Here is a 21539-nt window from a genome sequence, read left to right as displayed (position 1 = left end):
CCTCCGCCGGACCGTCCGCTCGGCGGGCGGTCCGGCGGTGCCCGTACCGGAGGAGGTGTGCCGTGACCGAACTCCTGCTCCGCCCGCTGGCGGACGCCTTCATGCAGGTGGGTGTGTACGTCGCCGTCATGGTCGCGCTCTTCGGCTGGCTGCGGTGGCGCTACGGCGACCGGGTCACCGACGGGCTGACCCGCCGGCGCCGGCTCGGCCCGCTGGTCGGCGCGCTGCTCGGGGTCAGCCCGGGCTGCGGCGGGGCGATCGTCCTGATGCCGCTCTACGCCCGGGGGAAGGTCTCCTTCGGCACCGTCGTCGCCGCGCTGGCCGCCACCATGGGCGACTCGTCCTGGGTGGTGATCGCGTGGAACCCGATCTTCGCGCTCCAGATCCACCTGCTGCTCTTCGGGGTCGGCCTGGTCACCGGCTACGTCGTCGACGCGCTCGGCATCGACCCGGCCCGCGCCGCGCGGCGCCGGCTCGCCCCCGCCGCCGTACCGGCCGCCGCGCCGGCCGGTCTGGCCGCCGCGGGCGGGCCCGACCTCGCCGGTACGCGCCGCCTGCTCGGCGGGCTGCTGCCCCGGGTGCCGGCCTCCACCGCGTTCTGGGGGCTGACCACGCCGGCCTTCCTGGTGTCGGTGCCGGTGGTGTTCCAGATGGTCGACCCGGGGGTGCTGACCGACCGGCTCGGCGGCGTCGACCCGTACCTCGCGCTGGGGGTGCTCGGCACGCTGACCGCCATGCTGATCTTCGCCGCCGGGCGGGGGCGGCTGGCCGACGACACCCTGGAGACCGCGCAGGCCCGGTCGTTCCGGGAGACGCTGCGGCACAGCGCGCACGAGGCGTCCTTCGTGACCGTCTGGGTGGCGGTGGCCTACCTGGCCTGGCAGGTGTTCAGCACCAGCACCGGCTTCGACGGATCCGAGATCGCCCTCACCGGCATCCTCGGCGTGCTGGTCGGCGCGGCGATCGGACTCATCCCGGGCTGCGCCGTGCAGATCGTCTTCACCGGCCTCTACGTCAGTGGCGGCCTGCCGCTGCCCACCCTGGTGGCCAACGCGATCAGCCAGGACGGCGACGCCCTGATCCCGCTCGCCGCGATGCGCCGGCACTCCGCCGCGCTGGCCACCGTGATCACCACCATCCCGGCGGCCGCCGTCGGCGCCGCCCTGCTGCTCCTGCTCTGAGCGACGAACCCGGGCGACGAACCCGGGCGAACGACCCGAGCGACGAAAGCTGCGCGATGAAGCCGCGCGCACGAACCGGAGAGGGGAACACCGATGCCCGCCACCGCGCCCACCCCGCCGACCGCCCTGGTGCCGGTCGGCCGGACCCGGGTCAAGCTGCTGGTCTTCACCGTGCTGACCGGGCTCGCCTGGCTCGCCGGGATGCCCGGGCCGACCGTCGCCGCCCTGGCCCTGACCAGCCTGGCGATCCCGCTCGCGGTGGCCCTCGGCGGCGGTGCCGGGCTGCTGCGCGACCTGGTCCGGGTGCCGGCTCGAACGGTCACCGGGAGTGGTGTGGGTCACACACCGGAACAAGGGGAACGCTTTGTTACTTGAGCGAGACAGGCTCAAGACAACGCGATAGCAGGTGTTCGATGGCAACTCTTCCGGTACTTCCCCTGACCGACGCCGTGCTGCTGCCCGGCATGGTCATCCCGGTGACCCTCGACCCGACCACCCAGGCCGCGGTCGACGCGGCCCGCGCCACCGGCGACCGCAAGCTGCTGGCCGTGCCCCGCCTCGACGGCGAGTACGGCCCGGTCGGCGCGGTGGCCACCATCGAGAAGGTCGGCCGGCTGCCCAGCGGCGAGCCGGCCGCCGTCATCCGCGGCCTGTCCCGGGCGCGGATCGGCTCGGGCGTGCCCGGCCCCGGCGCCGCCCTCTGGGTCGAGGCGACCGAACTGCACGAACCCGCTCCCGCCGGCCGGGCCCGGGAACTCGCCCGCGAGTACCGCGCCCTGATGACCTCGGTGCTCCAGCAGCGGGGCGCCTGGCAGGTCATCGACGCGATGGAGCGGATGACCGACCTCTCCGAGCTGGCCGACTCCGCCGGGTACGCGCCCTGGCTGAGCCTGGACCAGAAGAGCGAGCTGCTCGCCGCGCCGGACGTCACCGCCCGGCTGGAGCTGCTGGTCGGCTGGGTCAAGGAGCACCTGGCCGAGCAGGAGGTCACCGAGCAGATCAACAACGACGTCCGCGAGGGGCTGGAGAAGTCGCAGCGGGAGTTCCTGCTGCGCCAGCAGCTCGCCGCGATCCGCAAGGAGCTCGGCGAGGACGAGCCGGACGGCTCGGCCGACTACCGGTCCCGGGTCGAGGCCGCCGACCTGCCGGAGAAGGTCCGCGAGGCGGCGCTGCGCGAGGTCGGCAAGCTGGAGCGGGCCAGCGACGCCTCCCCGGAGGCGGGCTGGATCCGGACCTGGCTGGACACCGTCCTGGAGATGCCGTGGAACACGCGTACCCAGGACAACACCGACCTGGCCGCGGCCCGCGCGGTGCTCGACGCCGACCACGCCGGCCTGACCGACGTGAAGGACCGGATCCTGGAGTACCTGGCGGTGCGCAACCGCCGCGCCGAGCGCAACCTCGGCGTGGTCGGCGGGCGCGGCTCCGGCGCGGTGCTCGCCCTCGCCGGCCCGCCCGGCGTCGGCAAGACCAGCCTCGGCGAGTCCGTCGCCCGGGCGCTGGGCCGCAACTTCGTCCGGGTCAGCCTGGGCGGCGTGCGGGACGAGGCGGAGATCCGCGGTCACCGGCGCACCTACGTGGGCGCGCTGCCCGGCCGGATCGTCCGTGCCCTGCGCGAGGCCGGCTCGATGAACCCGGTGGTGCTGCTCGACGAGGTCGACAAGCTGGCCGCCGGCTACTCCGGCGACCCGGCCGCCGCGCTGCTGGAGGTGCTCGACCCGGCGCAGAACCACACCTTCCGGGACCACTACCTGGAGGTCGACCTCGACCTGTCCGACGTGCTCTTCCTGGCCACCGCGAACGTGGTGGAGGCCATCCCCGGCCCGCTGCTGGACCGGATGGAGCTGGTCACCCTGGACGGGTACACCGAGGACGAGAAGGTCGCCATCGCCCGCGACCACCTGCTGCCCCGGCAGCGGGAGCGGGCCGGGCTGACCGCCGACGAGGTGACCGTGGCCGACGGGGCGCTGGCCCGGATCGCGGGGGAGTACACCCGGGAGGCCGGCGTCCGGCAGTTGGAGCGGGCGCTGGCGAAGATCCTGCGCAAGGTGGCGGTCACCCTGGCCACCGACCCGACCCCGGTCCGGGTGGACACCGGCAACCTGGCCCGCTACCTGGGCCGGCCGAAGTTCACCCCGGAGTCGGCCGAGCGCACGGCGGTGCCCGGCGTGGCCACCGGCCTGGCGGTCACCGGCGCCGGCGGCGACGTGCTCTTCATCGAGGCCACCAGCATGGAGGGGGAGCCGGGGCTGACCCTGACCGGCCAGCTCGGCGACGTGATGAAGGAGTCCGCGCACATCGCGTGGTCGTACCTGCGCTCCAACGGGCGCCGGTACGGGCTGGACCCGAACGCCCTCGCCGGGCGCCGGATCCACCTGCACGTGCCGGCGGGCGCGGTGCCCAAGGACGGCCCCAGCGCCGGCATCACCATGGTGACCGCGCTGGCCTCCCTGGTGACCGGGCGGCCGGTGCGGCCCGAGTTCGGGATGACCGGCGAGGTGACCCTCTCCGGGCGGGTGCTGCCCATCGGCGGGGTGAAGCAGAAGCTGCTGGCCGCCCACCGGGCCGGCCTGACCGAGGTGATCATCCCGAAGCGCAACGAGCCGGACCTGGACGACCTGCCGACCGAGGTGCGCGAGGCGCTGACCATCCACACCCTGGCCGACGTGGCCGACGTGCTCGCCCTGGCGCTGCGCCCGGCCGAGATCGACACGGAGTCGCTGGACGGACCGGCGCTCGCCGCCGCCTGACCGGCGCCGACACCCGCGGCCCCCGGCCGTCGCACCGCGCGACGGCCCGGGGGCCGCGTGGCGTACGGCCTCAGTAGCGGTCCCGGCGCGGCCGCCGGTCGCCGTCACCGTCGCGGTACGGCCGCCGGTCGGCGCCGCCGCCGGGCCGGCGGTCCCCGTCCCCGTCCCCGTCACGGTCGCGGCGCACGGTCGCCTTGCGCCCCTTGATGGTGCTGCCGCGCAGCCCGGCGATCACCTCGTCGGCCACCGCGTACGGGACCTCGACCAGGGAGAACCGGTCGGCGATCTCGATCGAGCCGATGTCCCGGCCGCTGACCCGGGTCTCGCCGGTGATCGCCCCGACCAGGTCCTGCGGGCGTACCCCGGCCCGCCGGCCCAGGCCGATGAAGACCTGCGTGGTGCCGCCCGCGCGGGGCCGCCCACCGCGCCGGTCGGCCCGGCCCCCCTCCGGCCGCCCCTCCCGCGGGCCGCGCACCGGGACCTGCGGGATCTCCTCCTCGTCGGCGGCGCCCGGCGAGGTCGCCTCGTGGGCCAGCCGCACCGCGGCGAGGGCCACCTCGACCAGGTCGAACTCGTCGGTCAGCGACTCCACGATGGCCCGGAACGGGTCGAGGTCGTCCTCCAGCAGGCTCTCCCGCAGCGCGGCCTGGGTCAGCTCCAGCCGCCGGGTGCGCAGGTCGGCCACCGTCGGGATCTTGTCGATGGCGATCCGCTGGCCGGTCACCCGCTCGATGGTCTTGAGCATCCGGTGCTCGCGCGGCTCGGCGAGAGTGATCGCCACGCCCTCCCGGCCGGCCCGGCCCACCCGGCCGATCCGGTGCACGTACGACTCCGGCGCCGACGGCACGTCGTAGTTGACCACGTGGGTGAGCTGCTCGACGTCCAGGCCCCGGGCCGCCACGTCGGTGGCCACCAGCAGGTCGGCGGTGCCCGAGCGCAGCCGGCCCATCACCCGGTCGCGCTGCTCCTGGCTCATCCCGCCGTGCAGCGCCTCGGCCCGGTAGCCGCGCCCGTTCATCGTCTCGGTGAGCCGGTCCACCTCCTCCCGGCTGCGGCAGAACACGATCGCCGCGGTGGGCGACTCGACGTCCAGCACCCGGCCCAGCGCCGCCGGCTTGTGCGCCCGGGCGACGATGTACGCGCTCTGCCGCACCCGGGGCGCCTCGCCGGCCACCGGCTGCTCCCGGGCGATCAGGATGCGCACCGGGTCGGTGAGGTGCTGGCGGGCCATCCCGTCGATGCGGGCCGGCATGGTCGCCGAGAAGAGCACCGTCTGCCGCTGCTCCGGGGCGTGCTCCAGGATCGCCTCGATGTCCTCGGCGAAGCCCATGTCGAGCATCTCGTCGGCCTCGTCCAGCACCACGGTGGCCAGCCCGCCCAGCCGCAGGGTGCCCCGGGCGATGTGGTCCAGCGCCCGGCCGGGGGTGGCCACCACGACGTCCACCCCGGCGTCCAGCGCGCGCAGCTGCCGGCCGATCGGCTGCCCGCCGTAGATCGGCAGCACCCGGGTACCCAGGTCCTTGCCGTAGCGGTGGAACGCCTCGGAGACCTGCACGGCGAGCTCCCGGGTCGGCACCAGCACCAGCGCCATCGGGTCGCCCCCGGCGCGCTGCGGCGGCATCCGCTGCAGCAGCGGCAGCGCGAAGGCGGCCGTCTTGCCGGTGCCGGTCGCCGCCTGGCCGAGCAGGTCCCGTCCGGCCAGCAGCGGCGGGATCGCCTCCCGCTGGATCGGGGTCGGCTCCTCGTAGCCGAGCGCGGTCAGCGCGTTCAGCAGCTCGGCGCGCAGGCCGAGGTCCGCGAAGGCGCCCGCCCCGGGGTCCGGGTCGGCGGCGGGACGGGCGGGTGGTTCGGGTGGTACGGGTGCGGAACTCATGTGACAAGCCTTTCATCACCGCCGGCCGGGCGGTGCGGCGACCGGCACAACCCGCGTCGGGCCGGCCGCCCCCGTCCGCCGGCCGGCCCGACCACTCCCTCAGCCGGACAGGATCGCCAGCACGACGGAGACGCCGATGGCCGCGTCGAGCACCCCGCACCACTCGGCGTAGGCCCGGGGCACCACCTCGTCGCGGCGGTGGTGCAGCAGGTCCCAGCCGGCATGGGCGAGCCACCCGGCGGCCACCAGGCAGGCCGCCGTGCGGCCGTCGACCACCACCGCCACCGCCACCAGGGCCGACCAGGCGGCCAGCCCGACCAGCTGCCGGCCGAGCCCGCCGGGACCGCGCAGCCGGCCCCGGACCGCGCCGATCAGCAGGTACGCGCCGGGCAGCACCAGCATCAGCCACGGGCTCGGCACGTCCGGCGCGGCCCACAGGCTGACAGTCATCAGCAGGGCGACCAGGGTGGGCCACCGGCGGGCCAGCGCGACCACGGCCGGGTGCCGGCGTACCGGGACCGGCTCGGCGTGCCGGTGCCGCACCGCCACCAGCACCATCGCGGGCAGCATCAGCAGGTGCCCGCCGAGCATCAGCGCGTCGGCCCCGAGCAGCCCCGCCCAGTACGGCCCGAACAGCAGCAGGAACGGCAGGTACATCGCGGCGGCCATCTCGCCGGTGGCGGCCCAGGAGTGCCGGCGGTGCCGCATCCAGACGGTCATGCCGACGGTCATGTTCGTCGCCATCACCAGTGCGGCGACGTCCGGCCGGGCCAGCGTGGCGGCGATCCCGAGCGGTTCGCCGACCAGCGTCCACACCGGACCGAGCAGCAGCATTCCGGCGACCATCGCCAGCACCATCTCGCCGAGGTGCCGCAGCAGGTGTCGTCCGCCGCCGGCCGGGTGGGCGGCCGGCGGCGGAGCGGGGACCACCGTGGGGGGCGTCAGGGTCTCTCTCATGCCCTCGACCCTGCCGGCGGTGCCGCTCCGCCCGACAGCCGCGTCCGGCACCGGATTTCCGGGCGGACCGCACGGCCGGACCGTGCGATTCTCACGGGTGAACCGGGCGGCCGGCCGCCCTAGGATCTGCGGCGTGGCGCAGCAGGCGGCGGTACCCCGGGCGGACCGGCGGCTGCGCCGTGCCCGGTTCGCCACCCTGGTGTCGCTGGCCACCGGCGGTTGGGCCAGCCTGCTGCTGCCGGCCGTCGGCGTGCTGCGGGAGCCCGACCCGGGGCGCGCGGTGCTCGGCGCGGCCGGCGTGCTCGCCTTCGCCGCCGCCCAGGCCGCCGTGCTGTACGCGGCGGCCACGCCCTGGCTGGCGCAGCGCCGGCGCCGGCGGTTCCAGGCGTGCCTGGCCGCGGCGGCGGTGCTCAGCGTCCCCACCGTCGGTCCGGTCGCCGCCGGCGACTGGCCCACCTGGGCGTGGCTGGGCGCCTCCCTGGTCGGCATGGCGCCGCTGCTGGTCCGCCCGCCGGTCGCCCTGGCGGTGGCGGCGCTCGCCGTCGCGGTCGCCGCCGGCGTGGCCGGCTGGACCGGGGGCTCGCTCGGCCGGCACCTCGCCGTGACCGGCGGGGTGGGGGCCGGCATCGCGCTGCTCAACTGGTTCCAGGTCTGGTTCTGGGACCTGCTCGTCGAGGCCCGGCAGGGCCAGGCCGCGCAGGCCCGGCTGGCCGCCGCCGAGGAGCGGCTGCGCCTGGCCCGGGAGGTGCACGACGTGCTCGGGCACGACCTGACGGTGATCGCGTTGAAGGCCGAGCTGGCCGCCCGGCTCGCCCCGAGCGACCCCGCCCGGGCCGGCCGCGAGGCGGCCGAGGTGCAGCGGCTGGCCGCCGCCGCGCTGACCGAGGTGCGCCGGACCGTGCACGGCTACCGCACCGTCGACCTGGGCGAGCAGCTCGCCGCCGTGGCCGGCGTGCTGCGCTCGTGCGGCGTACGGTGCACGGTGCCGTCCCCGCCGGCCGACCTGCCGGCGGCGGCGGCGAGCGAGCTGGCGGCGGTGCTGCGCGAGGCGAGCACGAACGTGCTGCGGCACAGCCGGGCCGGCTGGTGCCGGATCGAGATCGTCCAGGAGGGGGCCGTGGCCAGGATGACGGTGACCAACGACGGCGCCACCGACCGGGGGCCGGACCCGCGCAGCAGCGGTCTGCGCGGGCTGACCGACCGGCTCGGCGCGGCCGGCGGCCGGCTGCGGGTCCGCCGGGAGGGTGCGGTGTTCACCCTGGAGGCCACCGTGCCGGTCGCCTCATGATCCGGGTCCTGCTCGCCGACGACGAGGAGCTGGTCCGGGTGGCGGTCGCCGCCCTGCTCGCGCTGGAACCCGACCTCGAGGTGGTGGCGCAGGCCGCCGACGGGCCGGCCGCGGTCACCGCGGCCCTGGCCCACCGGCCGGACGTGGCGGTGGTGGACCTGGAGATGCCGGGGCTCACCGGCATCCAGGTCGCCGCCGAGCTGACCCGGGCCCGCCCCGAGTGCGCGGTGGTCCTGCTGACCGGCCACGGCCGGCCGGCCCACCTGCGGCAGGCGCTCACCGCCGGGGCCCGGGGCTTCCTGCCCAAGGGCTCGCCCGGCGGCGCGCTGGCCGACGTGATCCGCCGGGTGCACGCCGGCGGGCGGTACGTCGACCCGTCGCTGGCCGCCGACGCGCTCACCCTGCCCGAGTGCCCGCTGACCGCCCGGGAGCTGGAGACGCTGCGGCTGGCCGAACTCGGCGCCCCGGTCGCGGTGATCGCCCGGCGTACCCACCTGGCCGCCGGGACGGTCCGCAACCACCTGGCGGCGAGCGTGCAGAAGCTGGGCGCGGCCGACCGCGCCGAGGCGGTGCGGATCGCCCGCGAGGCCGGCTGGCTCTAGCCGCCCTCGACCGCCGCGCGGACCCCGCCACGGGCCGCCACACCCGGTTAACCTCACGGCGTGCGTACGGTCGAACTGGTCTGCTCGGCGGGGCTCGACGCCGCCGTCCGGGCCGCCTGGGGCCGGCTGGCCGCGGCGGGGCTGCCCAGCCTGGCCCGCAACACCCACCCGACCAACCGGCCGCACCTGACCCTGGCCGCGGCCGACGAGTTCCCTCCGGGCGCGGTGGCCCGGCTGGCCGCGCTGGTCGACGCGGCGCTGCCGCTGCCGGCCCGGCTCGGCGAAGTAGCGGTCCTCGACGGCAGCGCGCCGCTGGTCTGGCTGGTGCGCCCCTGCGCCGAGCTGACCGCGCTGCACGCGGCGGTGTGGCACGTCCTCGCCGACGCCGACGGACGCAACCCCTGGCACGCGCCGCGGCGCTGGCGGCCGCACCTGAGCCTGGCGTTGCGGTTCCGCGACGCCGACGCCGGCCTGGCCCGGGCGGTGGTCGGTGACACCCGGCCGGTCGGTGAGTTCGTCGCCGCGCGCAGCTACCACGGCGCGACCCGCTCGGTCCACCCGCTCGGCACGCCGGCCGGCTGACCGCCAAACCGGTGCTCGCGGCGGCCCACCGCGTCGCCGCGCACGGGCACCCGCCGGCGGGATCGGGCCGACCGTCGACCGGGAGCGGCGGATCCAACCGTTCCGATCTTTTGCCGGGACGTTCCGCGCGGTTTAATGCTCGGTAACTTGTGGCGCACGCCACACTCGAGCCCCCGGGAGCGCCGGCCATGCTGCAGGTGCGCAACCTCGAGGTCGTCTACGACGACGTGATGCTGGTGCTCCGCGGCCTGAGCATCACCGTCCCGCCGGGCGGGATCGTCGCGCTGCTCGGCGCCAACGGCGCGGGCAAGACCACCCTGCTGCGGGCCATCACCGGGCTGCTCGACATCCACCACGGCGAGGTGGTCCGCGGCGAGGTCACCCTGGACGGCCAGCCGCTGCACCGGCTGCGCCCGGCCGCGATCGTGCGCCGCGGCGTGGCCCAGGTGATGGAGGGGCGGCGGATCTTCGGCGAGCTGACCGTGGAGGAGAACCTGCGCCTGGGCGGGCACACCGACCCGCGCCGGATCCCGGGCCGGCTCGACGAGGTGTACGGACTCTTCCCGGTGCTGGCCGAGCGGCGCCGGCGCACCGCCGGCTACCTCTCCGGCGGCGAGCAGCAGATGCTGGCGATGGGCCGCGCGCTGATGGCCGGCCCCCGCTACCTGCTGCTGGACGAGCCCAGCCTCGGCCTCGCCCCGCGCCTGGTCGAGCAGGTCCGGGAGCTGATCGTGCGGATCAACGCCGCCGGCACCGGCGTGCTGCTGGTCGAGCAGAACGCGGCCATGGCGCTCTCGGTCGCCGCGCACGGCTACGTGCTGGAGACCGGTCGGGTGGTGCTCGACAAGCCGGCCGCGCAGCTGCTCGCCGACGACGACGTCCGCGAGTTCTACCTCGGCCTGCACGCCGGCGCGGACACCGGCCGGCGCTCGTTCCGCGACGTCAAGCACTACCGGCGACGGAAGCGGTGGCTGTCATGACCGACGAGATCCTGCGCTTCACCGACGTGCGGCTGAGCTTCGCCGGTGTCCGGGCGATCGACGGGGTGAGCTTCACGGTCGGCCGGCAGGAGCTGTTCGCCGTGATCGGGCCGAACGGCGCCGGCAAGACGTCGATCTTCAACGTGCTCTCCGGGGTCTACCGGCCGCAGGCCGGCCGGGTGGTCTTCGACGGTGTCGATCTCCTCGGCCGGCGACCGCACCAGATCGCCGCGCTCGGGCTGGCCCGCACCTTCCAGAACGTCGAGCTCTTCGCCAACCTCACCGTGCTGGAGAACCTGCTGCTCGGCCGGCACCACCACCTCCGGTACGGGCCGCTGGCGGCGGTGCTCTGGCGGGGCCGGGCCCGGCGCGCCGAACTGGCCGCCCGGGCCGCCGTGGAGGAGATCGTCGACTTCCTGGAGCTGGAGCAGTGGCGGCGGATGCCGGTCGGGCTGCTGCCGTACGGGGTGCAGAAGCGGGTGGAGCTGGGCCGGGCGCTGGCCATGGAGCCGAAGCTGCTGCTGCTCGACGAGCCGGTCGGCGGGATGAACCTCGAGGAGACCGAGGACATGGCCCGCTACATCCTCGACGTCCGCGAGGAGCTGGGCATCCCGGTGGTGCTGGTCGAGCACGACATGGGCCTGGTGATGGACCTCGCCGACCGGGTGCTGGTGGTCGACTTCGGACAACCGGTGGCCACCGGCACCCCGGCCGAGATCCAGCACCACCCCGACGTGATCCGCGCCTACCTGGGGGAGGTGACCACCACGTGAGCGAGCGCCGGCGAGCGAACCATCGACACAGCCCGGCGGTGCCTCGTGGCGCCGCGGAGCGAAGCGGAGCGGGGGCATGAGCACCACCAGCGCGCCGACCGGCACGCCCGGCACGGACACCGCCGGCGCCGCCGTCCCGACCATCGCCGCGCGGGTACGCGAGCGCGCCCGGGCCACCCCGCACCGGGTGGCGCTGCGGGAGAAGATCCGCGGGATCTGGCAGGAGGTGACCTGGGCGGCGTACTGGGACACCGCGCAGACCGTGGCGCACGGCCTGCTGGCCCTCGGCGTCGGCCCGGGAGAGCGGGTCGCGGTGCTGGCCGAGAACCGTCGCGAGTGGCTCTGGACGGACGTGGCCACCGTCGCCGTCCGGGGCGCCACCGTCGGGCTCTACCCGACCAACCCGGCCGCCGAGATCGGCTACCTGCTGGCCCACTCCGGCGCGCGGGTGCTCGTCGCCGAGGACCAGGAGCAGGTCGACAAGGCCCTCGCCGTGCTCGACGACTGCCCCGACCTGGACCGCGTCGTCTACCTCGAACCGCGCGGCGTCCGGGGCCGCTACCCGCACCCGGCGCTGCTGTACTGGGACGACTTCCTGGCCCTCGGTACCGCCCACCGGGTCGCCCACCCGGGCGCGGTGGACGAGTTGATGGCCGCCGCCACCGGCACCGACCTGGCCACCGTGATCTACACCTCCGGCACCACCGGCCGGCCGAAGGGCGCGATGCTCACCGTCGCCAACGTCGACTTCGCGGTGCGGACGGTCACCGAGGGCGGCGGGCTGGCCGACCCCCCGCCCGGCCCGGACGACCTGCTCCTGTCCTACCTGCCGCTCTGCCACGTCGCCGAGCGGGTCTTCACCACCTGGAGCAGCGCCGGCGCCGGCGTGCAGGTGAACTTCGCCGAGTCGGTCGCCACCGTGCCGGCGAACCTGCGCGAGGTGCAGCCGACCATCCTGTTCGGGGTGCCCCGGATCTGGGAGAAGATCCTCGCCACGGTCACCATCCGGGTGGCCTCGGCGTCCCCGCTGAAGCGGGCGGTGGCCCGGTTCTGGCTGCGGGTGGCCGACCGGATCGGCGCCACCCTGGTGGCCACCGGGGGCCGGCACACCACCGCCAGCCGGCTGGCGTACGCGGTGGGCTGGCTGTTCTGCTACCGGGCGCTGCGCGAGCGGATCGGCGTGCGCCGGGTGCGCTACGCCGCCTCCGGCGCCGCCCCGATCGCCCCCGAGGTGCTCCGCTTCTTCATGGGCATCGGGGTGCCGATGCACGAGGTGTACGGGATGACGGAGAACTCCGCCATCGCCACCGGCAACCGGCCCGGCCGGGTGAAGCTCGGCACGGTCGGCGAGCCGCAGCAGGGCGTCGAGCTGCGGGTCGACGAGACCACCGGGGAGATCCTCACCCGCCACCCCGGGGTCTTCGCCGGCTACCTGGACGACCCGGCCGCCACCGCCGCGGTGCTGGAACCGGACGGCTGGCTGCACACCGGCGATGTGGGCGAGTGGGTGGACGGCACGCACATGCGGATCACCGGCCGGGCCAAGGACATCATGATCACCGCTGGTGGGAAGAACATCGGCCCGGCCGGCATCGAGAACGAGCTGAAGGCGTCGGCGTACGTCAAGGAGGCGGTGCTGATCGGCGACCGCCGGCCCTACCTGGTGGCGCTGATCGGCATCGAGGCCGACACGGTGGGGCAGTGGGCGCAGCGGCGCCGGCTGCCGTACACCACCTACCGCGACCTAAGCGCCAAGCCGGAGGTGGTCGAGCTGATCCGCGGCGTGGTGGACGAGGTCAACTCCCGGCACCCGCGGGTCGAGCGGATCAGGCGGTTCCGGCTGCTGCCCAAGGAACTCGACCAGGACGACGGCGAGCTGACCGCGACCCAGAAGGTCCGCCGGGAGGCGGTCACCCGGGCCTTCGCCGACCTGGTCGACGAGCTGTACGCGCCGGGCGGTGACCGGTGACCGAACTGACCGAGAGCGTGCTGCGCGGGCTGGGCACCGGCAGCGTCTACGCCCTGCTCGCCCTCGGCTTCGTCATCATCTACAAGGCCACCCGGGTGATCAGTTTCGCCCAGCCGGCGTTCATGCTGGCCGGCGTCGTCGCGGTCACCTACCTCGCGCCGGCCGTCGGCTTCTGGGCGGCGGTGCCGCTGGCGGCGGTCGGCACCGGCCTGCTCGCGCTCGGCGTCGAGCGCGCCGCCGTGCGGCCGATGGTCGGCCGCCCGGCGTTCGTGGTCGCCATCATCACCCTCGGCGTGGACGTCGCCGTCCGGGTGGTGGTCAACGCGTTCATCGGCCTGGACGTGCGGCACGTCGGCGACCCGTGGGGGCTGCGCACCCTGTCGCTCGGCCCGGTGGAGCTGCAACAGCGGCACCTGGCCGCGGTGGCGGCCACCGGCCTGCTGGTCGCCGGGCTCTTCGCGTTCTTCCGGTTCACCCGCACCGGGCTGGCGATGCGGGCCGCCGCGCTGGACCAGGAGGCGGCGCTCGCGCACGGCGTGTCGGTCGGCGCGGTCTTCGCGGTCAGCTGGGCGCTGGCCGGCGGCCTGGCCGCGGTGGCCGGCACCTTCGCCGCCGCCGGGGCCAGCGTGGACGCCGCGCTCTGGCTGATCGCGCTGACCGCGCTGCCGGTGATCATCCTGGGCGGGCTCGACTCGCTGCCCGGCGCGGTGGTCGGTGGGCTCGCCGTCGGCGTGCTCCAGGAACTCACCGCCACCTACGCCAACGACCTCGCCTGGCTGGGCGGCAACGTCTCGGTGATCACCCCGTACGTGCTGATGCTGGTCGTGCTGCTGGTCCGCCCGTACGGGCTGTTCGGCACCCGGGAGGTCGAGCGGGTATGAGACACCGGCCGCTGCTGCGCACCTCGTACGCCCAGGACCTGGCGCTGCTGGACACCCCGGCCAAGCGGTGGTGGACCGGCGCGCTGCTGGCGCTGGCGCTCGCGCTGCCCTTCCTGCTCACCGACGACCTGCTGCAACTGCTCGCGGTCTGCTGCGTGGCCGCGATCGGCGCGATCGGCCTCGGCCTGGTCACCGGGTACGCCGGCCAGGTCTCCCTCGGCCACGCGTTCTTCCTCGGCATCGGCGCGTACACCGCGGCGGCGATCAGCGGCGACCCGGCCGGCCGGGTGATCGGCCTCGGGGTCACCGACATCGCGGTCTGGCTGCCCGCGGCCGGCCTGGTGGCCGCGCTGGCCGGGGTGCTGGTCGCCCCGCTGGCCACCCGGCTGCGCGGGCTCTACCTGGCCATCGTCACCCTCGGCCTGGTCTTCATCGGTCAGCACGTGTTCAACGAGTGGTCGGCGCTGACCGGCGGCGCCGGGGTCGGCCGGCCGGCGGCCACCCTGGAGTTCCTCGGCCAGCCGCTCGCGGTCACCGACGCCACCGCCACCCGCGACCAGAAGCTGTACTGGCTGATGCTGGCGCTGCTGGTGGTCTTCGCGGTGGCCGCCCGGAACCTGGCCCGCTCCCGGATCGGGCGGGCGTTCACCGCAATCCGGGACCGGGACATCGCCGCCGGGGTGATCGGGGTGAACCTGCCCCGGTACAAGACCCTGGCGTTCGCGGTGTCGTCGGCCTACGCCGGCTGCGCCGGGGCGCTGCTCTACACCGTCACCGGCTTCTTCGACCCGAGCTCGTTCAGCCTGCTGCTGTCCGTGCAGTACATCGCCATGGTGCTGATCGGCGGCGCGGGCACCATCTCCGGCGCGATCGCCGGGGCGTTCTTCATCACCCTGCTGCCCCGGCTCACCCGGGAACTGCAGGCGTGGGTGCCGTTCATCAGCACCCAGCCGAACGAGGTGCCGAACGTCTTCCAGGTGGAGACGATCCTCTACGGCGTACTCATCATCGTCTTCCTGATCTTCGAACCGCGCGGGCTGTTCGGGCTCTGGGTCCGGGCCCGCGCCTACTGGAAGGCGTGGCCGTTCTCCTACTGACCCGAGCGAGGAAGCCATGGCACTACGGACGTCGCGGACCGCCCTCGGGGTGGCCCTGATCCTGCTGGCCGGCACGCTCACCGCGTGCCGTGGCGGGGACAGCACAACGGACGAATCCGGGTTGCGCACCGACGTCGGCGTCACCGCCGAGCCGTGCCCGGAGGCGGTCGACCGCAACAAGGGCTGCATCTACCTCGGCATCATCTCCGACCTCACCGAGGGGCCGTTCCGGGCCCTCGCGGTGCCGATCACCGACGCGCAGAAGGCGTTCTGGAAGCGGGTCAACAGCGCCGGCGGGATCGGCGACTACGAGGTGGACGTGACCCGGTACGTGCGGGACAACAAGTACAACCCGCAGACCCACAACCAGGTCTACCAGGAGATCAAGCCGAACGTGCTGGCGCTGGCGCAGAGCCTGGGCTCGCCCACCACCGGCGCCATCCTGGGCGACATGAAGGCGAGCAACGTGATCGCCGCCCCGGCCGCCTGGACCTCCGGCTACGCCTTCGAGGACGTCATCATCGAGTCCGGCGCGAACTACTGCGTGGAGTCGATGAACGCGCTCGACTACGCCCGCGAGACGTACGCGCCGAAGTCGGTGATGGCGGTGCACCTGGCCGGCGACTACGGCGACGACGCCGCGGCCGGGGTGAAGCTGGCCGCGCAGACGCTCGGGATGACCTTCACCGACGTCAAGACCGACTCCGGGGCGGACAAGCAGGCCGGCGCCATCCAGGCCATCCTCGCCGGCAAGCCGGACCTGGTGGTGCTCACCATGGGGCCGGCGGACGCGGCGACCATCGTCGGGCAGGCGGTGGCCCGTGGCTTCGCCGGCCGGTTCATCGGCACCAGCCCGACCTGGAACCCGGCGCTGCTGCAGAGCCCGGCGGCCCCGGCGCTGCTGGCCCGCTACGAGCAGACCGCGCCGTGGAACACCTGGAGCACCGACACCCCGGGGCACCGGGCGCTGCGCGAGGCGCTGCCCGGGGTCACCCCGAACGACGGCTACACCTCCGGGTGGGTCTGGTCGTACCCGATGAAGGCGGCGCTGGCCAAGGCGGTGGCCGACGGCGACCTGACCCGGGCCGGGCTGCTCAAGGCGGTCAAGTCGTTGACCTCGGTGGACTACGAGGGGATGCTGCCGGCCACCGCCGGCAACTACGCCGCCGGGGCGAACGACGGCGCGGTGCGGGTCACCGCCGTCTACAAGCCGGACAAGGCCTCCCCGACCGGGGTGAGCCAGGTCCGGGAGCTGTTCACCGGGCCGACCGCCGGGGCGTACAACCTGGACCGGCCCTGCTACGAGAAGCTCTGAGCCGGCCGGGTCGGGCCCCCGCGACGGCGGGGGCCCGACCGCCGGGTCAGCGGTGGAAGCGCAGGTAGTGGAACTCCGCGGTGACCGGCGGCTGCGCGCCGCCGTGGGCGACCAGGCCGATCCGGGGCGTGGTGTCGGCCGGGAAGGTCCACACCCCGCCCCACGTCCAGTGTTTCCCGTCCCGGCTGGAGCCGGCCCGGAACTCGTGCTCGCCGGTGACCGGGTCGACCCGGTGCGCCAGCCGCAGCCAGGTGGTGGTGGCCGGGGTGCCGACGATATTGCCGCCGTACACCGGCTGGCCGGCGAACGGCAGTTCGTAGCCGTACTCCACCTGGCGGGTGTTCCAGATCGCGACCTGGGCCAGCCGGGCGAACCGGTCGTCGTCGACGTAGGCGACCAGGCCGGCCTGCTGGTAGTTGCGCACCGTCTCCTCGCCCAGGTCGAGGGTCACCTTCGTCTCCACCACGTAGTCGCCGGCCGGCGCGTCGCGCAGCAGCACACCGGCGGTGTTGCCGGTGCCGACCAGGTCGGCGGCCTGCGTCGGCCAGCGCAGCGCCCCGCCGGACACGGTGGCCGCCGGGTCCGGCCGCACCCAGCTCCAGGCCGGGTCGAGGCCGTCGGTGAACTCGTCGGACCAGCCGGGCAGCAGGGCGCCGGTCCGGGGCTCGGGCACGGCGTGGCGGGCCGGCCGGTGCAGCCGGGCCAGGCTGACGTTGTCGAACTCGGCGGCCCCGCCGGTCGCGGTCAACCCGAGCCGCCCGGGCACCGGGCGGTCCAGCCGCAGGGTGACCGTGGCGAGCTGGTCGCCTTGGCGGGCCGGGCTCAGCTCGGCCACCAGCTGCCGGCCGCGTACCTCGACGGCCAGGTTGTGCCGGTCGGTCAGGCGGTGGCCGGGCGGCAGCGCGGCGGTGGCGGTGCGGCCGCCGCCGCGGGCCACCAGCCGGCCGGCCGCCGCGTCGACGCGCACCTCGACCCGGCCGAGGGTCAGCCCGGCCGCGTCGGCGCCGGCCAGCCGCAGGTCGGTCTCCGCCCGCACGTCACCACCCAGCGTGCTCCGGCTGGTCAGCGTGCCGCTGCCGGTGAGCCGGCCGTCGGCGACCCGCCAGCCGCCGGTGCCGCGCCAGCCGGCCAGCCCGGCGTCGAACCGCTCGTCGACCCGGCCGGTGGTCACCGGGGCGGGACGGTTTCCGTCGGACGGGCCGGCCCCGGCGTCGACCGTGGGCCAGCCGTCGATCCAGTCGAGCCGGTCCAGCAGCATCGGCCGCTCGTTGATGCCGAACGGCTCGTCCAGGTACGGGTCGGCCCGGTCGATCGCGTGGTAGACGATCCAGTCCTGGCCGGACAGGTCGGTGAGGAAGCCGTTGTGGCCGGTGCCGATCCACCGGTTGCCGTTCTGGGTGAGCACCGGCGTGCCGCCGGCCCGGGAGGCGGTCAGCGGGATGCCGTCGCGGTCCAGGAACGGGCCGCGCGGGCTACGTGACCGGCCGACGTGGACGGAGTAGCCGGTGGCCGGGCCGGCGCAGCAGTTCGCGGTCGAGGCGAACAGGTAGTACCAGCCGTCGTGGCGCAGCACGTAGCTGCCCTCGAACTTGTTGTCGATCGCCACCAGGGTCGGCTGGCCGACCGCGCGCAGCCCGTCGGGGGAGAGTTCGGTGACCGAGATGCCCCCGTAGTAGCTGCCGTAGTAGAGGTAGCTGGTGCCGTCGACGTCGGTGAACTGGGTGGGGTCGATCGTCCACAGCCAGCCGCCGCCGCCGGGGCGGGGCGCCACCACCGGCTGGTCGGCGAAGGTCCACGGGCCGGTCGGGGTCGGCGCGGTCGCCGCACCGATGGTGAAGTCGCTGCCCTCCGGCGAGACGGTGGTGTCGGTGACCGTCACGTACATGACGTAGCGGTCGCCGATCCGGCGCACGTCGGGCGCCCAGAAGCCGGCCCCGGGCGCCGCGTACGGGGGCCGCTGGTCGGCGCCGAAGGCGTCCCCGACGTACGCCCAGTCCACCAGGTCGGCCGAGCGGGCCATGGGCACCCGGTGGAACTGCCGCTCGCCCTCGCGCAGCGGGTCGGTGGTGCCGTAGGCGTACCAGTAGCCGTCGTCGCCACGGACGATCACCGGGTCGGCGAAGGTGTCGGCGAAGGCGGCCGAGACCGGGTTGCGGTAGCCGGGGTCGGGGGCGGCGACGGCCGGCGCGGACGCCGTCGCCGCCAGCAGCAGACCGAGTGCGGCGGCGAGCGCACCGCCACGACGGAGTTGTCCCATCAGACCTGCCTCGGGTGGGGGAATGTCGACGAGGGTGACTCCGTCCGTTTCTACAACGATGGATACAACGTTGTAAAGAGTCGGTGACCCGTCGGTGCGCGCCGAACCGTGCCCGTGCCAGCATGGGCCGATGAGCGCCACCAGCACCGACGGCGCGGCGCTGGCCCGCCTCGCCGCCCTGCTCGCCGACCGCACCCGGGCCAGCTTCTGCCTGGCCCTGCTCGACGGCCGGGCCTGGACGGCGGGCGAGCTGGCCCGCGCCGCCGGGGTCGCCCCGTCGACCGCGAGCGAGCACCTGGACCGCCTGGTCACCGGTGGGCTGCTGGTCGAGGAACGCCAGGGCCGGCACCGCTACCTCCGGCTGGCCGGGCCGTCGGTGGCCCAGCTGGTCGAGGACCTGGCCGGCCACGCGCCGGGCGCCGACCGGCCCGCCCGCTCGCTGCGCGCCGTGCGGGCCGACGCGGCGCTGGCGTACGCCCGCACCTGCTACGACCACCTGGCCGGCCGGCTCGGCGTGCTGCTGCGCGACACCATGCTGGCCCGGGGGCTGCTCGACGAGCGGGCCGGGCTCACCCTGACCCCGGCCGGTCGGGACTGGCTGGGCGGGCTCGACGTGCCGGTGGCCGCGGCGGGCCGGCGTCCGCTGCTGCGCGACTGCCTGGACTGGACCGAGCGGCGCCCGCACCTGGCCGGCGTGCTCGGCGCGGCGCTCTGCGGCCGGCTGTTCGACCTCGGCTGGCTCACCCGGGGGACCGGCCGGGCGGTCCGGCTGACCCCGGCCGGCGGGCCCGCGCTGGCCGGCGCGCTCGGCCTGACCGTCACCGACCTCGCCCCCGCCACCAGCACGGACACCGGCGGCGGCCGCGCCTGATCCCCGTACCGGCGGGCGCGGATCGGCCGCCGCGTGCTCCACTCCGGTTCCCGGACCTCGGGTCGTCCCGGCGTCGTCGGTACCGCGACTCCCGGATCGGCGCCGCGTGCTCCACTCCGGTTCCCGGACCTCGGGTCCTCCGGGCGTCATCGATACCGCGACATCGCGGAAGTCGGGCGGATCAGCCCGTCGGGTCGCGCGTTCTTCGGCGGGGACCGAACCGATCCGGCCCTACCGTCGGCCGGGTGACAGTCGTGACCCACCTCCTCGATCCCGCCACCGGCACGCCGCCGTGCGGCCCGCCCGTCCTCGACCCGGCCACCGGCTGGACCGTGACCCGGCACGCCGACGTGCGCGCCGCGCTGCTCGACCCGGCCTGCCACGTGCCGGTCGCCCGGCCCGGCCCGCCCGGCACCCTCGCCTGGCTGCGCGGCACGGTGAGCCGGTTCAGCCCGCCCGCGACCCACCCGACCCGGCGCGCCGCCGGCGCGGCGATGCTGGCCGCGCTCGACCCCGACGAGTTGCGCGCGGCGGCCGCCCGGCGTACCGGGGAAGCGCTCGACCGCGCCGGCGACCGGCTGGACGTGATGGCGGTGCTCGCCCGCCGCGTACCGCTGCGGGTGCTGGCCGACCGGCTCGGGCTGGCCGACCCGGACGCCGCCGTGCCGGCGGTGACCGCTGTCGCGGCCGCCTACCATCCCGGCGCCGACCCGGCCACGGTGCGGCGCGCGGACCGGGCCGTGGCCGCCTTGCTGGCGCTGACCCCACCCGAGCCGTCGGAGGTCCGGGCAAACCGGATCGGCCTGCTGGTCCAGGCCGGCGACGCCACCGCCGGCCTGATCGGCGCCGCCACCCGGCACGTGCTGGCCTGGCCCGCCGACGTGCCCACCGGGGCCCTGCTCGCCGAGGTGCTCCGGCTCGACCCGCCGGTACGCGGCACCCGGCGGGTCACCGCCGGCCCGGTCCGGCTGGGCGGGCGGGACCTGGCACCGGGCAGCGCGGTGCTGCTGCGCTTCGACGCCGCGAACCGGGACCCGGCGGTCTTCGCCGAGCCGGACCGCCTGCTGCCCGGCCGCCCGGGCGCGGCGCTGACCTTCGGCGCCGGACCGCGCGGCTGCCCGGGGGAGCGGCATGCGCTGGCGCTGGCCACCGGCGTGGTGGACGTGCTGCGCCGCCGCTGCCGGCCGGTGCCCGCGCCGGTGCGCCACGAACCGCACGCGCTGCTGCGCGTGCCGACCCGACTGGAGGTACGCCCCCGATGACCGACCGCTTCGCCGCCTTCCACGCCCTGCACCACGCCGGCCGGCCGCTGCTGCTGCCCAACGCCTGGGACCACGCCAGCGCCGCCGCGTTCGCCGCCCGCGGGTATCGGGCGATCGGCACCACCAGCCTCGGCGTCGCCGCGGCCGCCGGCCTGCCCGACGGCGCGGCCGCCACCCGGGCGGAGACGGTGCGGCTGGCCCGGCTGCTGCGCCGGCTTCCGGTGCTGCTCACCGTCGACGTGGAGGCCGGGTTCAGCGACGACCCGGCCGAGGTCGCCGACCTGGTGGCCGAGCTGGCCGCGCTCGGGGTGGTCGGGATCAACGTCGAGGACGGCCGGGCCGACGGCGCCCTCGCCCCGGCCGAGCTGACCGCCGCCACGGTGGCCGCGGTCAAGGCGGCCGTGCCGGGCCTGTTCGTCAACGCCCGGACCGACACCTGGTGGCTGGGCACGCCCGACCCGCTTCCGGAGACGCTGCGCCGGGCCCGTGCCTACCGGGACGCCGGCGCGGACGGGGTCTTCGTGCCCGGCGTCGCCGACCCCCACCTGATCGCCGGGCTGGCCGCCGCGATCGACGCCCCGCTCAACGTGCTGCTGTCGCCCGGCGGGCCGGGCCCGGCCGAGCTGGGCGCGCTCGGGGTGGCCCGGGTGAGCACCGGCTCCCTGCTGTTCCGGGCCGCGCTCGCCGGGGCGCTCGCCGTCCTCGACGGCGCGGGCGTCCCGCCGGGGCTGCCCTCGTACGCCGAGACGCAGCGGCTGGGTGACCCGTCCGCCGGGTAGCGGTTCGTCCCCCGCGGGCCGCGCCGCAGCCGTCCTGACCTGCTCGTATCCCTTCGGAGGAAGATAGGAGGATTGTTCGGGCTTGACCCGGTCCGGCCGATTACGGTGTGCCGCAGAGGTTG

The 21539-nt window shown here is 75.7% G+C and carries 18 protein-coding genes; 15 read left to right on the top strand and 3 right to left on the bottom strand.

The genetic code is table 11. The features are described 5' to 3' along the window. Window positions 1-62: 62 nt before the first annotated feature. The 3 genes from SM577_RS18035 to lon all read left to right on the top strand — a co-directional run bounded on the left by SM577_RS18035 (window position 63) and on the right by lon (window position 3931). Window positions 63-1181 carry a putative manganese transporter gene (locus SM577_RS18035; RefSeq protein ID WP_302922289.1) on the top strand — a complete coding sequence of 373 codons (1119 nt, stop codon included), beginning with the start codon at window positions 63-65 and terminating at the stop codon, window positions 1179-1181. 93 nt (window positions 1182-1274) lie between these two features. After that, window positions 1275-1556: a hypothetical protein gene (locus SM577_RS18030; protein WP_302922290.1), complete on the top strand. Its 282-nt coding sequence runs from the start codon at window positions 1275-1277 to the stop codon at window positions 1554-1556. Window positions 1557-1594: 38 nt separating this feature from the next. Continuing rightward, window positions 1595-3931 carry an endopeptidase La gene (lon, locus tag SM577_RS18025; protein WP_474587462.1) on the top strand — a complete coding sequence of 779 codons (2337 nt, stop codon included), beginning with the start codon at window positions 1595-1597 and terminating at the stop codon, window positions 3929-3931. Window positions 3932-4001: 70 nt separating this feature from the next. Here the strand turns inward: lon and SM577_RS18020 are convergent, their stop codons facing one another. Together SM577_RS18020 and SM577_RS18015 are read right to left on the bottom strand one after the other, a co-directional pair. Further along, window positions 4002-5804 carry a DEAD/DEAH box helicase gene (locus tag SM577_RS18020; protein WP_302922292.1) on the bottom strand — a complete coding sequence of 601 codons (1803 nt, stop codon included), beginning with the start codon at window positions 5802-5804 and terminating at the stop codon, window positions 4002-4004. Window positions 5805-5903: 99 nt separating this feature from the next. Beyond that, on the bottom strand, window positions 5904-6761 hold the full coding sequence (locus SM577_RS18015; RefSeq protein ID WP_474587461.1) for a hypothetical protein: 858 nt from the start codon (window positions 6759-6761) through the stop codon (window positions 5904-5906). 133 nt (window positions 6762-6894) lie between these two features. Here SM577_RS18015 and SM577_RS18010 point away from each other — a divergent pair, with 133 nt between their 5' ends. The 9 genes from SM577_RS18010 to SM577_RS17970 all read left to right on the top strand — a co-directional run bounded on the left by SM577_RS18010 (window position 6895) and on the right by SM577_RS17970 (window position 16248). Then, entirely contained in the window at window positions 6895-8049 is a 1155-nt protein-coding gene (locus tag SM577_RS18010) for a sensor histidine kinase (RefSeq protein ID WP_302922294.1), read from the top strand. Beyond that, window positions 8046-8651, top strand: coding sequence for a response regulator transcription factor (locus SM577_RS18005; RefSeq protein ID WP_474587460.1), 606 nt, complete (start codon window positions 8046-8048; stop codon window positions 8649-8651). Before SM577_RS18010 ends, SM577_RS18005 begins: the two co-directional genes overlap by 4 nt. Window positions 8652-8711: 60 nt before the next feature. Continuing rightward, window positions 8712-9233, top strand: a complete 522-nt coding sequence (locus tag SM577_RS18000; protein WP_474587459.1) for a 2'-5' RNA ligase family protein — start codon at window positions 8712-8714, stop codon at window positions 9231-9233. A 188-nt stretch (window positions 9234-9421) separates the two neighbouring features. Then, complete coding sequence (locus SM577_RS17995; RefSeq protein WP_302922297.1) at window positions 9422-10213, top strand: ABC transporter ATP-binding protein; 792 nt, start codon at window positions 9422-9424, stop codon at window positions 10211-10213. Then, a complete protein-coding gene (locus SM577_RS17990) occupies window positions 10210-10986 on the top strand; it encodes an ABC transporter ATP-binding protein (RefSeq protein WP_302922298.1) in 777 nt (258 codons plus the stop codon). The genes SM577_RS17995 and SM577_RS17990 overlap by 4 nt, the downstream gene beginning before the upstream one ends. 76 nt (window positions 10987-11062) lie before the next feature. Further along, window positions 11063-12955 (top strand): AMP-dependent synthetase/ligase, encoded by a 1893-nt coding sequence (locus SM577_RS17985; protein ID WP_474587458.1) that lies wholly within the window; start codon window positions 11063-11065, stop codon window positions 12953-12955. Then, window positions 12952-13836 carry a branched-chain amino acid ABC transporter permease gene (locus SM577_RS17980; protein WP_109901615.1) on the top strand — a complete coding sequence of 295 codons (885 nt, stop codon included), beginning with the start codon at window positions 12952-12954 and terminating at the stop codon, window positions 13834-13836. Before SM577_RS17985 ends, SM577_RS17980 begins: the two co-directional genes overlap by 4 nt. Next, complete coding sequence (locus SM577_RS17975) at window positions 13833-14933, top strand: branched-chain amino acid ABC transporter permease (protein ID WP_302922300.1); 1101 nt, start codon at window positions 13833-13835, stop codon at window positions 14931-14933. The genes SM577_RS17980 and SM577_RS17975 overlap by 4 nt, the downstream gene beginning before the upstream one ends. Window positions 14934-14949: 16 nt before the next feature. After that, window positions 14950-16248, top strand: a complete 1299-nt coding sequence (locus tag SM577_RS17970; RefSeq protein WP_474587457.1) for an ABC transporter substrate-binding protein — start codon at window positions 14950-14952, stop codon at window positions 16246-16248. Window positions 16249-16294: 46 nt separating this feature from the next. Here the strand turns inward: SM577_RS17970 and SM577_RS17965 are convergent, their stop codons facing one another. Then, entirely contained in the window at window positions 16295-18505 is a 2211-nt protein-coding gene (locus tag SM577_RS17965; RefSeq protein ID WP_474587456.1) for a glycoside hydrolase family 43 protein, read from the bottom strand. A gap of 130 nt (window positions 18506-18635) precedes the next feature. On the opposite strand from SM577_RS17965, the gene SM577_RS17960 reads away from it, so the two are divergent. The 3 genes from SM577_RS17960 to SM577_RS17950 all read left to right on the top strand — a co-directional run bounded on the left by SM577_RS17960 (window position 18636) and on the right by SM577_RS17950 (window position 21417). Further along, window positions 18636-19376, top strand: coding sequence for an ArsR/SmtB family transcription factor (locus SM577_RS17960; RefSeq protein ID WP_302922302.1), 741 nt, complete (start codon window positions 18636-18638; stop codon window positions 19374-19376). A 245-nt stretch (window positions 19377-19621) separates the two neighbouring features. Then, window positions 19622-20638: a cytochrome P450 gene (locus tag SM577_RS17955; RefSeq protein ID WP_474587455.1), complete on the top strand. Its 1017-nt coding sequence runs from the start codon at window positions 19622-19624 to the stop codon at window positions 20636-20638. Continuing rightward, the gene (locus SM577_RS17950; protein WP_474587454.1) at window positions 20635-21417 is read left to right on the top strand and encodes an isocitrate lyase/PEP mutase family protein; all 783 of its coding nucleotides are present in this window, start codon (window positions 20635-20637) and stop codon (window positions 21415-21417) included. Before SM577_RS17955 ends, SM577_RS17950 begins: the two co-directional genes overlap by 4 nt. Window positions 21418-21539: the final 122 nt, after the last annotated feature.

The sequence above is a fragment of the Micromonospora desertarenae genome (assembly GCF_056150265.1).
This window is presented reverse-complemented; position numbering and strand designations above follow the sequence as displayed.

Excerpts from the sequence above, each read along its gene's own strand:
- SM577_RS17960 (WP_302922302.1), top strand. The coding sequence starts at position 18,636 with ATGAGCGCCACCAGCACCGACGGCGCGGCGCTGGCCCGCCTCGCCGCC.
- SM577_RS17965 (WP_474587456.1), bottom strand. The coding sequence starts at position 18,505 with ATGGGACAACTCCGTCGTGGCGGTGCGCTCGCCGCCGCACTCGGTCTG.
- SM577_RS18020 (WP_302922292.1), bottom strand. The coding sequence starts at position 5,804 with ATGAGTTCCGCACCCGTACCACCCGAACCACCCGCCCGTCCCGCCGCC.
- SM577_RS17985 (WP_474587458.1), top strand. The coding sequence starts at position 11,063 with ATGAGCACCACCAGCGCGCCGACCGGCACGCCCGGCACGGACACCGCC.
- SM577_RS17995 (WP_302922297.1), top strand. The coding sequence starts at position 9,422 with ATGCTGCAGGTGCGCAACCTCGAGGTCGTCTACGACGACGTGATGCTG.
- SM577_RS18030 (WP_302922290.1), top strand. The coding sequence starts at position 1,275 with ATGCCCGCCACCGCGCCCACCCCGCCGACCGCCCTGGTGCCGGTCGGC.
- SM577_RS17990 (WP_302922298.1), top strand. The coding sequence starts at position 10,210 with ATGACCGACGAGATCCTGCGCTTCACCGACGTGCGGCTGAGCTTCGCC.
- lon (WP_474587462.1), top strand. The coding sequence starts at position 1,595 with ATGGCAACTCTTCCGGTACTTCCCCTGACCGACGCCGTGCTGCTGCCC.
- SM577_RS18005 (WP_474587460.1), top strand. The coding sequence starts at position 8,046 with ATGATCCGGGTCCTGCTCGCCGACGACGAGGAGCTGGTCCGGGTGGCG.
- SM577_RS17970 (WP_474587457.1), top strand. The coding sequence starts at position 14,950 with ATGGCACTACGGACGTCGCGGACCGCCCTCGGGGTGGCCCTGATCCTG.
- SM577_RS17950 (WP_474587454.1), top strand. The coding sequence starts at position 20,635 with ATGACCGACCGCTTCGCCGCCTTCCACGCCCTGCACCACGCCGGCCGG.
- SM577_RS17975 (WP_302922300.1), top strand. The coding sequence starts at position 13,833 with ATGAGACACCGGCCGCTGCTGCGCACCTCGTACGCCCAGGACCTGGCG.
- SM577_RS18015 (WP_474587461.1), bottom strand. The coding sequence starts at position 6,761 with ATGAGAGAGACCCTGACGCCCCCCACGGTGGTCCCCGCTCCGCCGCCG.